General features: G+C 33.9%; 10 protein-coding genes and 1 pseudogene. 7 read left to right on the forward strand and 4 right to left on the reverse strand.

The genetic code is table 11. From position 1 onward, the window contains the following. Window positions 1–104: 104 nt before the first annotated feature. A complete protein-coding gene (locus FS802_RS25500) occupies window positions 105–335 on the reverse strand; it encodes a hypothetical protein (RefSeq protein ID WP_098708192.1) in 231 nt (76 codons plus the stop codon). 262 nt (window positions 336–597) lie between these two features. On the opposite strand from FS802_RS25500, the gene FS802_RS25505 reads away from it, so the two are divergent. The 6 genes and pseudogenes from FS802_RS25505 to FS802_RS25530 all read left to right on the forward strand — a co-directional run bounded on the left by FS802_RS25505 (window position 598) and on the right by FS802_RS25530 (window position 8,285). Then, on the forward strand, window positions 598–1,725 hold the full coding sequence (locus FS802_RS25505) for a serine hydrolase domain-containing protein (protein WP_098654199.1): 1,128 nt from the start codon (window positions 598–600) through the stop codon (window positions 1,723–1,725). A 238-nt stretch (window positions 1,726–1,963) separates the two neighbouring features. Continuing rightward, the gene (locus FS802_RS25510) at window positions 1,964–3,121 is read left to right on the forward strand and encodes an agmatine deiminase family protein (protein ID WP_098654198.1); all 1,158 of its coding nucleotides are present in this window, start codon (window positions 1,964–1,966) and stop codon (window positions 3,119–3,121) included. A gap of 359 nt (window positions 3,122–3,480) precedes the next feature. After that, window positions 3,481–4,458, forward strand: a complete 978-nt coding sequence (locus FS802_RS25515; protein ID WP_098654205.1) for an agmatine deiminase family protein — start codon at window positions 3,481–3,483, stop codon at window positions 4,456–4,458. 38 nt (window positions 4,459–4,496) lie between these two features. Further along, window positions 4,497–5,318, forward strand: coding sequence for a MerR family transcriptional regulator (locus tag FS802_RS25520; protein WP_144525556.1), 822 nt, complete (start codon window positions 4,497–4,499; stop codon window positions 5,316–5,318). Window positions 5,319–5,399: 81 nt separating this feature from the next. Continuing rightward, window positions 5,400–7,142, forward strand: a pseudogene (locus tag FS802_RS25525) (amidohydrolase). Window positions 7,143–7,238: 96 nt separating this feature from the next. Then, window positions 7,239–8,285: an agmatine deiminase family protein gene (locus FS802_RS25530; RefSeq protein ID WP_098654195.1), complete on the forward strand. Its 1,047-nt coding sequence runs from the start codon at window positions 7,239–7,241 to the stop codon at window positions 8,283–8,285. A 48-nt stretch (window positions 8,286–8,333) separates the two neighbouring features. Here the strand turns inward: FS802_RS25530 and pepF are convergent, their stop codons facing one another. Both pepF and FS802_RS25540 read right to left on the reverse strand, forming a co-directional pair. After that, window positions 8,334–10,121, reverse strand: coding sequence for an oligoendopeptidase F (pepF, locus tag FS802_RS25535; RefSeq protein WP_098708191.1), 1,788 nt, complete (start codon window positions 10,119–10,121; stop codon window positions 8,334–8,336). Window positions 10,122–10,238: 117 nt separating this feature from the next. Then, entirely contained in the window at window positions 10,239–11,030 is a 792-nt protein-coding gene (locus tag FS802_RS25540; RefSeq protein ID WP_144525558.1) for an arylamine N-acetyltransferase family protein, read from the reverse strand. Between the two features lie 216 nt (window positions 11,031–11,246). Between FS802_RS25540 and amyS the strand changes: the two genes are divergently transcribed. Continuing rightward, window positions 11,247–12,788, forward strand: coding sequence for an alpha-amylase (amyS, locus tag FS802_RS25545; protein ID WP_000913990.1), 1,542 nt, complete (start codon window positions 11,247–11,249; stop codon window positions 12,786–12,788). A 93-nt stretch (window positions 12,789–12,881) separates the two neighbouring features. Here amyS and FS802_RS25550 read toward each other — a convergent pair whose 3' ends face one another. Then, window positions 12,882–13,595: an exosporium leader peptide-containing protein gene (locus tag FS802_RS25550; RefSeq protein WP_098654191.1), complete on the reverse strand. Its 714-nt coding sequence runs from the start codon at window positions 13,593–13,595 to the stop codon at window positions 12,882–12,884. Window positions 13,596–13,934: the final 339 nt, after the last annotated feature.

Consider the following 13,934-nt stretch of genomic DNA (forward strand, 5'->3'; position numbering starts at 1 on the left):
GTTAGCAATGTAAATTTTTTATGAAGAAAGTCTAAAGAAATGCCGAATGAGCGACATTTCTTTTTTTATATGTTGTATAATCAAAATATAAATGATATTCGTTTTCAATGACGTTCATTGCCTCTTTTGAAATTTCCTGTAACTTTAGCCATAATGAGTTGTTTTTCTGTATCGTTATGTGCATGATTTATTTTGTTTAAAAATTTTTCAGCATCATTTCCTTTTAATACCGAAATCTGTTTTCCGTAATATTCAATTAAAACTATGTTATTTTTTGTTACCCTGTAATGAAACATCATGTCATCTAAACGATTGCGTCTATCAGTATTTTTCATGTTTACAACTCCGTTCTATATGATATGTAACAAATGTTACATAAGATGTTGAAATTATAGTAGGGTGTATACGATTGTAAGGTGGAAATTTTGCAAGAAAGAAATACAATAAAGAGTAGCCAAAAACTGAATATGAGAAAAAGGAATCTAGTTGACTTGGGTGAATAACAGATAGATAATATTATAAAATATTTGAAAATTAAAAGATATAGAATAGAATGGATGCATGTTAAGTGAAACTAGATAAAAGAGGGTTCCTATTATGTTAAAGAAATGGTTAATCGTTTTCTTTATTTTTGCTATTTTTTGTGGGAGTGTCGTTACACTAATACATGCAAATAAAGGTAAGAAATATGATATAAAGGCATTTTCTAATTTAAATAGTAAGAAAAAGGGCGATATGCAAGAAGTTGATGCGAATGAGAAAAAGCGCTATGAAGTTGCAGCTGGAAAACTAGATCAATATTTAAAAGATAAAGGATTTAATGGGAGTGTTCTTGTAGCTAGTAAAGATCATGTAATTTTACGAAAAGGTTATGGATATGCGAATGTGAAAGATAAAGTAGTAACAACGCCAAGAACGAAATATCGCATTGGTTCTATTACGAAAACAGTCGTTGCAATATCTATTATGCAGCTAAAAGAAAAAGGGAAATTAAATATTGAAGACAATGTAAATAAGTATATTCCATCATTTCCGGCAGATAAAAACATTACGTTACGAAATTTGTTAACACATACGTCTGGGTTGCCAGATCAGGGACAAGGTAGGGTTGATGCGGCGTCACGATTAAAGTTAGTAACGTGGATTGGTGCACAAAAATTGCAATTTCCTGCAGGGACTGGGTGGAAATATACAGATTATAATTATATGGTGCTTGCGTATATTGTAGAAAAGATATCGAATAAACCGCTCGCTGAATATGTGAAAGAAAATATTTTTACGCCTGTTGAAATGCATGAATCTGGAATGGGTGCAACTCTCCCTGAAGATATTTTTTTAGCAGAAGGTTATACGAAAAAAGATAACGAGTTAATAGCTGCGCCTCGGTTAAAAATGAATTGGCTGTATGGGTGTGGTGAAATGTATACGACTGTTGAAGATATGAAAAGATTAGATGAGGCTATTATGGATGGAAAGTTGATTTCTAAACAAAGTGTATCAGATATGTTTACTGCATCATCTGTAAGAAAATATGGATTTAGTTTCTATACTAATCCAGATTATTATCATAATCATGGTGTATTAGCTGGTTGGAATACATTTAATAATTTTAACCGGGATAAACGAACGTTTGTCATATTATTCTCTAACGTACAAAATGGTATGAATGATACGTTTAATCAGGAGTTTAGGAAAATGGCGAATGATTTAATAGAAGGAAAATAATAATTTTAAAAGTCGGTATTGATATGTAATTATCAATACCGACTTTTTTTATTTAGTCATGTTCTATTTGCTGACTAAGTAGGTGAGAAAGGTGGTTGATATTTGAATAAATCTATATAGGTAGTTAAATGATATGAATGTAAAGGATAATTGGTAATTTTTACATTGCTGAAAAAGCTTGAGCTTCACACTATGTGAAACTTTACAGTATTGGAGATAGGAACAGGAGGTTGAAAAAATGAAAAAAGTAGTAAAGTTTTGTTTAATAAGTGTATTATCCACAACGATTATTAGTGGTTGTTCTTTTGAAGGTGGTAAAGAAAATGTAAAAGGGAAAGAGAATGGAAAAGTAGAGGTACAGAAAAAAGTTGGGAAATATACGATGCCAGATGAAAAAGATAAGCATGAAGGTACATGGTTGCAATGGCCTCATGAATACACATATGGTCAAGAATATAAGCAGGAAGTTGAACAAATTTGGGTTAAGATAGCAAGCGCTTTAACTGAGGGTGAAAAAGTTCATATTGTTGCATACGATGAGGAAGAGAAAGAGCGCATCAATAATCTTTTAATAGATAAAGGACTGAATATGGATAAAATTGATTTCTTTATCGCTCCTACTGATGATGTATGGGCAAGGGATAGTGGACCAATTTTTGTTTATGACAGTAATAAAAGTCTTAAAATATTAGATCCAGCATTTAATGGTTGGGGGAAGAAAACACCTTATAAAAATGATGCTCGTATTCGTGAGAAGGTTAGTAAACAAGTAGGGATCGAAAGAATTGATTGGGGAAAATTTGTTCTTGAAGGCGGCGCAATTGAATTAGACAGCAATGGTACGGCGTTATTAACCCGGAGTGCTGTAACGAATAAGAATAGAAATCCAGATTTATCAGAAAAGGAAATTGAAAAATATATAAGTGACCTTGGGGTAACAAACTTTATTTGGTTAGACGGAGTTCCTAATTTAGATATTACTGATTTTCATATAGATGGATTTGCTAAATTTCATAATAAATCCACCATTGTAACGATGAAAGAAGATGACCTAGCTGAATGGGGTTTATCAAACAAAGATATGGATACATTGTTAGATGCAAAAAATGCGTTAGGACAGAAATATAAGTATGAATACTTACCTCTTAGTAAAGATAAAGTTACTTTAGAAAATGGAAAAGTTCTCGATTATAAGGGGTCGTATATCAATTATTATATTGGGAATACAGTGGTGTTAGTGCCTAATTATAATGATCCGAATGATAAAATCGCAAACGATACGATTCAGAAGTTATACCCAGATCGTAAAGTAGTTGGTATTGATGTGAGAGAGCTGTATAAAAATGGTGGCATGATTCATTGTGTTACACAGCAACAACCGATTCAATTGAAATAATCGATTGAAATTCAGCAACCTTCCGACAAAATAGGTACATTGTTACCTTTATCTATTTTGTCATGTTTTATTTTTCGCAAAAAGGAGCAAGGGCATTGAAAGGAATAATATTAACTAGTTTCATAATGATAGTGCTTATGATTCTATTATTCAATTTCATACTTTCCTATTTAAAATACTGTCAAGAGTCAATTTCCCGCTCAACCACGGCTATATATTTTTTATATAAATATATAATATTTCTCCGTGCTATAATCCATTCATGAAATGTGCACGTTTCGAAAATTGTTATGAAAAGGGAAATAGCTGGCATAGTGAAATTAGTTATTCAACCATTATTAAAAAGCGAGGTAAATATTATGGAACAAAAACATAATGGAATTATTTTTACTGCAATACCAGATAAATCAAATGAATATTATCGACCATTTTATGAAGACCTGATTTATTTTAATGAATATTTAAATGAAAATAAATCTTTGACTGATCAACTTGTTTCTTTATCCGTTGAAGAGCAAGACTTTCATACAAGCTTTTTTGAGTATGATGATATTTGGCTAAGAGATGTTGCACCAGTTGTCACAAATCATTTAGTTAAATTTAAATATCAACCAAATTACTTACCGAAAGATCAATGGAGATATTTAGATCAACAATTTAATAAATGGTTGAAAAAGAACGATTTTGAGTATGTGAAGTCTCCATTGATATTAGACGGTGGAAATCTTATTTGGAATAAAAAAGATACTGTTATATTAACGGAACGCATATTTGATGATAATTATGATTGGACGGAAGAAGAAATTATAGAGCAACTGGAATGGGATTTGGATGTGAGCCGCGTTATTATTATTCCTGCTGAAGAAGGGGACGTACTTGCACATGCAGACGGAATGGTTAAATTTATTGATGAACATACGATGTTTATTAGTGATTTTTTAGGGGATCATGAATTTAGATATAATGTTCAAGAAATTATTCAAGAGCAAATGCCAGAAGCTGAATTTATAGTTGTTCCATCATTATATACAGAAAAAGGACAATATGATCAAGAAATAGCATCGGCAAAAGGGTTGTATATAAATATGTTAGAAACATGTGATGTGATTTACGTTCCTAAGTTTGGACTACCTAAAGATCGGGAAGTTTTACGATATATTCAACAACATACGGAGAAACAAGCTATTCAAATTCATGTAGGAGAAATATCAACAATGGGAGGCGTAATAAATTGTTTAACGTGGTATTGTCCTGATCATTTGTTACCTTCAAAAATGAAAAGATTGCACAATCAGAATGAAGAATTTTCAGTTAGGAAGATTTTTGATTGGTTTTAAAATAAGTGTATAAAAAAATGTATTCAAGGGGTAAGTATATGTATACAATTACTGAGTTTTCGCGGATTTGTAAAATGAGTACACGGATGCTAAGGCATTATGACAAAGAGGATATATTAAAACCAGCATATGTGAACCCTGAAAATGGGTATAGATATTATGAGCAAGGGCAGTTAGAAATAGCGTTGAAAATAAAAAAGTTGAGGGAGTATAAGTTCCCTCTACCGAAAATTAAAATCATTCTTCAGTCGTCAGATCAAGATTCATTTATTAAACATATGCAAGCACAAATTATAGAGTTATCTCATGAGGTAAAACAAAATTTACAGGTTATTTCAGAAATGAATGAAATGGTAAATATGAATCATGCTTTAAATACTGCTTGTCATAGAAAGTACGATATATTTATTGGAATGAGAAATGAAATAACAGTAATTGCTCAAAGACTGCAAATAAATATAGATGATATGGATGATTATTTTTATGAATTATATGAAAAAGTACAAAAGCATAACTTACAAATAGTTGGTTCGCCCTCTACGGTCTTTTATGATGAAGAGTATATTCCAAATGAAAGTGATGTTGAATTAAGGATTCCGGTCATGCATGGGAACAATAAAGATGTAGTACAAGAATATGAAATGAAAAAATTAAATCCACATCAAATCGTTACTACTATGCATTATGGAAGTTATGACTATATAGGCTACGCTTATATTGCGTTAGAAAAATGGATTGAAAGAAATGGTTATGTAATAGATGGTTCACCATATGAGGTCTACATAAAGGGACCTGAATGTGATTGTTTAGTAGAGGAGTATGTGACACAAATTTGTTTTTTAGTTATGAAAATAGACTGAGAATAAGGATTGACATTAACATTATGTCAATCCTTATTCTATTTATGTAAGTAATTCATCATAATAAAAAGGAGAAAGAATATGAAAAGAACAATCATGATTATTTGTCTGATTCTAAGTATGACATGGGTTTCAGCGTGTACTCCTGGAGTAGGAGAAGGTGAGAATGGTAGCTTCGTTCTACCTAATCAGTTGCCAAAAAATGTAGTGTTTAAAAATGGTACAATCTATACTTCAAATGACAAGCAAGACATTGTAGAGGCTGTAGCCGTTAAAGAAGGGAAAATTACATTTGTTGGTTCAAACAAAGATGTAGAAGGATTTATAAATGAAGATACGAAAGTGGTGGATTTACAAGGACGTTTTATTCTTTCTGGTTTTGTGGACAATCACAATCATATATTTGAGGCGAAATCACCAGCAGCAGGGAATTGTAGTGTTTCACCGGATGCTGCGCTGCAAGAACAACGATCGTATTTAAAAGCTTGTAAAAAAGGTGTGAAAGATGGCGAATGGATAAGTGGAACAGGATTTAGTTTGGAAGAGCTGTTAAAAGATATGGACGAAAAATCAGAACAACAAACGCCATTACAAGTTCTTGATGAGTTATTTCCTAATAACCCTGTATTAATTATGGAAAGAACTTCTCATTCTGTATGGGTTAACTCAAAAGCATTGAAAGTAGCGGGAATAAATAAAGAGACGAAAGATCCGCAAGGCGGAAGAATCATCCGGGATCCAGAAACAGGAGAACCTTTCGGGATTCTGTATGATACAGCAGGGGATATCGTAATGGAAAAAGCATGGAATTCTCAGCCTAAACTCTTTGAAAAAAATTATGACGGTTTGTTAGACGGTTTAGATGAGGTTGCGAAGAATGGTATTACTACAATCGGCGATGGACGTCTTTATTGGAAACGAGGCTGGTTAGATGTTTGGAATAAAGTTAATGATGAGAAAAAGTAAACGTCGCGAGTAGTACTTCGTCCGTGGGTATATCCGAACTTAAATGAAGCAGAACAAATGGAGTATTTCAAAAAAATTAAGCGTGATGATGTATCATCTAGAATGCTTATTAATCAAGTGAAAATGTATAGTGATGGAATTAGCATTAACAGCACAGCTAAAATACTAGAAAAATATAAATTTGAGTGGTTTAAAGGAACACCGTACGGTTTGAACTATATTCCAGAAGAAAAAATGAAGTGGTGGTTGAGTGAACTCAATAAAATTGGTTACGGTGCACTCATCCACACAATTGGAGATGGCGGGGTAAGAGAGAGTTTAAATGCAATTGAAGCAGCGAAAAAAGAAGGGGCGAATCAGCCTTATACGCTTACGCATGTTGAAATGGTAGAAGATAGTGATATAAATCGTTTTGCTAAGTTAGGTATTAGTGCTGATTTCCAAGTAGGCCATGATTTTGCAGAAGATCCTAAACAAAGCTGGGCAAGTGCGTATTTTTCAGATCAACAGATGAAACGAATTATGCCGTTAGGACGCATTTGGAAAACAGGAGCAAATGTATCGCTTAGTAGTGATTGGGATGTAAATGAACTAAATCCACTTGTGACGATTTCGAATGCACTAAGTATTGAAGAGAAAGGCTTATCTGATGTATACGCAGCTATTGATGCATATACGATTAAGCCCGCCAAAGCATTAGGTCTTGATACTATTACTGGTTCAATTGAAGTAGGTAAATCAGCCGATATGGTATTACTAAATGAAGATATTACTAAAATGAGTGCCGATAAGATTCTGAATGCGAAAGTTTTAGTGACGGTTTTACAAGGAGAAGTAGTGTATCACAAGGGAAAATAAAGAATCAGTTTATGAAGTAGTTAATATATTTCTGTTGACCTTAACACGATGTCAAAGTTTAGACTGAACTTACATTTGAAGAAGGGGTGAACACGTATGAGAAATATAGAAAATAGTTTGTTTTATATGCCAGCTGAGTGGGAAAATCATGAGGGGACATGGCTCCAATGGCCTCATGATAAAGCTCATAGAGGTGAAGGTTACAGAGCTAAGCTAGATGATATTTGGGTAACGATGGCAAAGGAGCTTCATTACGGAGAAATTGTGCATATTGTTGTATATGATGAAGAAGAAAAAGTACATGTCCAATCGAAGTTAATGGAAGCGAAAGTGGATATGGATAAAATTGATTTCTTAGTTCAAGAGACGGATGATGTGTGGATAAGAGATAATGGACCGATCTTTGTAAAAGATAAGGAAGGCAATCTCTGCTTAACACACTGGATTTTTAATGGGTGGGGTGAGAAATATCCGTATGAAAATGATGCGGGTATTCCGGCGGAAATAAGTGAAATGTATAGCATTCCAAAAGTTAATTCTAGTGTCTGTCTAGAAGGTGGAGGAATAGAGATAAACGGAAATGGAACCTTAATGGCGGCAAAAACTTCTATTATAAATGAAAATCGAAATCCTACACTAAGTCAGGAAGAGATTGAAATAGAGTTAACGAAGTATCTGGGAGTAACGAATTTTATATGGATAACGGGCATTCGCGGTGAGGATAATTATGATGAAGATACGGATTACCATATTGATGGGGCAGCACGTTTTGTAAATGAAAATACAATTCTTTATGAATATGATCCTTTCGGGGAGAGTGAATCCTATCTTTTGGAGGCGTACGAAAAGCATTATCAAGAATTGAGACAAGCAAGAAATATAGATGGAAAACCGTTTCAGCTCATACCAGTACCGGTGACAAGAAAAATGGTAAAAGAAGCAGACTGTAAGGGCTCATATTTGAACTTTTATATTGGAAATGAAGTTGTATTAGTTCCTATATATGGCGATGAGCATGACAAGTTAGCGCTTCAAATCATGGAAGGGCAGTTTCCGGGAAGAAGAATTGTTGGTATTTATGTAAATGAACTGTTTGCGTATGGTGGCATGATTCACTGTGTGACGCAGCAACATTTAGTATAAAGTAACCGAAATGAAAAAAGCATGCAGAGTATATACTCTGCATGCTTTTTATAATGCTGAAAATTCTTCAACAAGTGAGCTGAAACGATTTAGTGCACTTTCAATTGGTTCTGGTGTAGTTAAATCAACACCAGCTTTTTTCAGTAAATTTAATGGATAGTCCGAACTTCCACCTTTAAGGAATTCAATATAATGTTTTTGAGCATTTGGATCGCCACTCAATAACTTATCGGCAATTTGGATTGCAGAAGCGAATCCAGTTGCATATTTGTACACGTAAAATGGACGATAGAAATGCGGTATTCTAGCCCAGCCGTATTTTACTTCTTCGTCAAATACGAGAGAGTCGCCATTATACTCTCTAAACAAGTTTTCGTAAACTTCGCTAAAGACTTGGGCATTTAATGGTTTACCTTGCTCAGCCATTGAATGTGTGATTTTTTCAAACTCAGCGAACATGATTTGTGTAAAGAAAGTGCCTTTAAATTTATCGATGAAATGGTTTACTAAATGATTACGTACATCAGCATCTTTGGCTTCTTTTAATAAATGATGAATTAATAGCACTTCATTTACTGTAGAAGCGACTTCTGCGACAAAAATAGTATAGTGTGCAGAAATTCTTGGTTGGTATCCGTGTGAGTAATGTGTATGCATGCCGTGTCCACATTCATGAGTAAGAGTGAAAAGGCTATTTAAATCATCGTGATGATTTAAAAGAATGAAAGGATGAACACCGTATACACCAAAGTTATAAGCGCCGGAACGTTTTCCTGGTGTTTCTCTTACGTCGATATAGCGTTTATCTTTAAAGCTTTTTAATGTTTCAATATATTCTTCACCTAATGGAGCTAGTGATTCGATCATGATGTCAAACGCTTTGTTATATGGAATGTCTTGTTTTACACCCGCTACTAAATCAACGCCCAAGTCGTATTGACGTAGTTCATCTACATTTAATTTTTCTTTTCGAAGTTCATTATAAGTATGTAGTGATTGAATATTTTTTTTCGTCGTCTCAATTAAATTTTCATATACTTCTTTCGGAACCATGTCGCCAAATAATGACTTTTCTAAAGCTGATGGATAGTTTCTTAGCTTTGAAACAGTAACATTATTTTTAATTGCAGCAGATAAAGTAGAAGCGATAGAATTCTTTAATTGAACGTATGGTTTGTAATAAGCTTTATAGGCTTCTTTACGTTTCTCGCGATTTTCATCTTCTATTAACTTTGCATACATTCCACGCGTTAGAGTAACTTTTTCTCCTTCATCAGTCGTCACTTCACCAAATAGTATATCTGCATTATTTAACATGCCGTATGTATGTTGTGGGGAGGAAAGTGCTTCGCCCATTTGTGATAAAATCTCTTCTTGGTCCTTATTTAATACGTGTTTTTTATAACGGTACAATTCAAATAAGTCTTCTTTATAGTATTGTAAACCTTCTGCTTCTTCTATGTAAGAATGTAATGTGTCTTCATCTACGCTAAGTAAGAATGGAGAAAAGAAAGATTTAGCTGCACTTACTTTCACGTGTAATTGTGACACTTTATCGACAAGCGATTGGGCGTCAGTATCGCGCGTATCAAGATCAGATTGTAATCGTGCATAAGCAAACATTAAAGATATTATGCTAGATATTTCTTCGCTCTTTGTTAAATAAGTTAATAAGCTATTACCGTCGTGAATATTGCCATTAAATTCGTGTAATTCTTTCGTTAACACTTCAATTTTATGAAAATCGTTTTCCCAATCTTCAATTGTATGGTAGATATCCGTTAAATCCCATTTCTCTTTCTCATCTACTTGTAGTCGATCTTTAAGTTCAGTCATAATCATTTCCTTTCTAAATATGTAGTTATATTCCTATATAACTATGAAATACAACAAATTGCAAAAAATCCCTGCTGAAAATTGAAAAGCCTTGCTAAAATGGCAAGGTTTGAAAAATTATAATGTAATTCCGAATTTTGAATGTAAAAGATTTTTATATTGCCCATTTGTAACGTTTTCTTTCGTTTTTTTACCGTTTTTCGCTATTGTCAGACTATCCTTTGTTAAAGATGCATGCCCATCTTCAGTTAGTTTTACAATAAGAGGTACTTTGTTAAATGGTGAGCCTTCATGTTCAACGATAATATTTTGTGCTGCATTTGCTTTTTCTTCAGTGACTTCTTCTAAATAAAATGCATAGCCTAACGTCCAATCATCAGCAGAAGATTGATCCAAAAACTCATTATTTTTACGCATCTCTAACATGTAGTTTCCCTTTTCGGTCATTTCTTTACGAATACGATAATCTCCTGTACCGGAGTGAATGACTTCACCTGAGAAAGGGACAGGTGCAAGAGGTAAGTATGATCCGAATCCTACTTCAATTAAATAAAGTTCATTATGATGTGTTAAAACGGTTACGATATGTCCAGAATCAACAGCCCATGTAGAATTTGCTGCATTGTACACTGTTCCTGAAACGAGATGAACATCAAATCCAGCGTCTTTAAGGAAGTAGTACATAGTAGGATTAAGTTCATAACAAAGACCGCCACGGTTGTTTACTAAAATTTTTTCTTTTAGATTTTCTTTTGATATTTCTGTAAAGTTGTTTTCGAGTATATTTAAGTTTTCAAAAGGGACAGTTTGTGCCATCGCGTACATAATGTTAGGTAAATCTTCAAATGAAACATTGTGTTTTTCTTCTATATGTAATCTTGAAAAAAATTGTTTTTGAAAGTCGGTCATAGAAATCCCTCCATCATGCTTTTATAGATAAATTGTAAACAATCTTGAATAAGATGTGAAATGAAAACTACTTTGAAGTATTTGTTGAATATGTGAAGTTAGACTAAAAAATAATGTGGGAGAGTGAGAGATTGCTACTTTACTAATTGTAGAACGAATATTATAATAATTTCGATAAACTATGCAAACGTTTTCTTGAAAGGGGATGTTGTAAATATGTTAAAAAAAATAACAGTAGTCGGCTTGTCGGTTGTTTTGTTTTTACCTAGTATATATGAGAGGAGTAAAGCGTATGCAGATACGGTTAACAATGGAACGTTAATGCAGTATTTTGAGTGGTATGCTCCGAATGATGGGAATCTTTGGAATCGCTTGCATTCGGATGCTGGAAATTTAGCTCAGAAAGGAATTACATCTGTCTGGATACCGCCTGCATATAAAGGAACTACGCAAAATGACGTAGGATATGGAGCATATGATTTATATGACTTAGGGGAATTCAATCAAAAAGAAACGGTACGAACAAAATATGGGACGAAAGCACAATTGAAATCTGCAATTGAAGCTTTACATAAGCAAAACATCGATGTATACGGCGATGTAGTTATGAATCATAAAGGTGGAGCAGATTATACTGAAACTGTAACAGCTGTTGAGGTAGACCGTAACAATCGAAATATTGAGGTATCAGGTGATTATGAAATTAATGCATGGACAGGATTTAACTTTCCTGGGCGCGGAGATACTTATTCTAATTTTAAATGGAAATGGTATCATTTTGACGGAACGGATTGGGATGAAGGGAGGAAATTAAATCGAATTTATAAATTTAGAGGTATAGGTAAAGCATGGGACTGGGAAGTGTCTAGCGAGAATGGAAATTATGATTATTTGATGTATGCAGATCTTGATTTTGATCATCCAGATGTTGCGAATGAGATGAAAAATTGGGGGACGTGGTATGCGAATGAATTAAATTTAGATGGATTTCGTTTAGATGCTGTTAAACATATTGATCATGAATATTTACGCGATTGGGTAAATCATGTCAGACAACAAACGGGGAAAGAAATGTTTACAGTGGCTGAATATTGGCAAAATGATATCCAGACTTTAAATAATTATTTAGCGAAAGTCAATTATAATCAATCTGTATTTGATGCACCACTGCATTACAATTTTCATTATGCTTCAAAAGGAAATGGGAATTATGATATGAGAAATATTTTAAATGGAACAGTAATGCAAAATCACCCTGCACTTGCAGTCACTCTCGTTGAGAATCATGATTCTCAGCCTGGGCAGTCATTGGAATCTGTAGTAAGTCCGTGGTTTAAACCGTTGGCATATGCATTTATTTTAACTCGTGCAGAGGGGTATCCTTCAGTTTTCTATGGTGATTACTATGGGACGAACGGAAATAGTAGTTATGAAATTCCAGCGTTGAAAGATAAAATTGATCCGATTTTGACGGCACGAAAAAACTTTGCATATGGTACGCAGCGTGATTATTTAGACCATCCAGATGTAATTGGCTGGACAAGAGAAGGTGATGGTGTACATGCGGATGCTGGTCTAGCGACATTAATCTCAGATGGGCCAGGAGGATCAAAGTGGATGGAAGTTGGAAAGGATAACGCAGGGGAAGTATGGTACGATATGACGGGTAATCAAAAAAATACTGTAACAATTAATAAGGACGGATGGGGGCAGTTCCATGTAAGTGGAGGATCAGTTTCCATATATGTTCAGCAGTGAATTGGTGATAAAAAGAAGAGGAAGACTGAAATATAAGTCTTCCTCTTTTTTTTATATTGTTATCATTCCTAAATTTTTATTTTCATAAATTAACTAGTCGACTTTTAAAACAACGAGAGATGCGTTGGAATAAATAATGTCACCCGTGGCTTCTCTTATTCGTACTCGAAGAACATCCCCTTGGTTTAAAGGTAATAAATCAGTTCTGGCGGATGTAGCTCTTACCCCAGAACCACCACCAACTCGTGTTTCAATTGCGAATTGAATAGAATCGTTTATTGTAAGATTTAATATATTAGATGAGATAGCTTGTATCGCAAATACGATTGAAAAGGATACAGAGTATACACCAGTGGTATTAATTGTAATGGAGTTGTCTACTGGGTTTAGAGTAGTTCCACTAACAGGTCCTGGAACGGTAAAATTAACATTTGTATTAACTACTGCTGAAAAACCGATACCTATTTCAGAAGTTATTGTTCCAAATACGGGGAGAATCCCTAAACCGGTTGCACCAGTAGGACCAGTTATTCCAATTCCGGTAGGTCCTGTAATTCCAGTGGGACCAGTTATTCCAATTCCAGTGGGTCCTGTAACCCCAGTAGGACTAGTTATTCCAATTCCGGTAGGTCCTGTAACTCCAGTAGGACCAGTTATTCCAATTCCAGTAAAACCTGTCGCACCGGTAGGTCCTGTCATTCCAGTAGGTCCGGTCGGGAATGTAAATGGTGGAATTGGTGGTAGTGTGGGGCCAATTAAATTTGGTTCAAGAGCAGGCCCATGTAAAATGATGTATTGTTCGCTCATATAGTAACCTCCTATGATTGCTTGTCATAATTATTAAATGTATTAGGGAAAGTAAATGACATTCGCAATAGCGGAGGCGCTAATTTAATTTTTTTTGCAGCGAAATTAAAGTTATTACTTTAAAGTTCGATACAATAAAAAACAGTATTGTGATTGCTATAGAACTAAATATTAGTATGTTTTTAACGTGATTTTAATAGTTTTTATATTTGTTTTACGATAAAATAAATTTAGTGTAAAATTACACTAAAAGTGTAAAGTGATAATAAAAGGGTGTTTTTACACTTGTGGTTATGAGAAGAAGTTCTTTATATAAATCGTAATTTAAAATCCATAAGG

Source organism: Bacillus sp. DE0042 (assembly GCF_007680225.1).
Classification (GTDB): domain Bacteria; phylum Bacillota; class Bacilli; order Bacillales; family Bacillaceae_G; genus Bacillus_A; species Bacillus_A wiedmannii.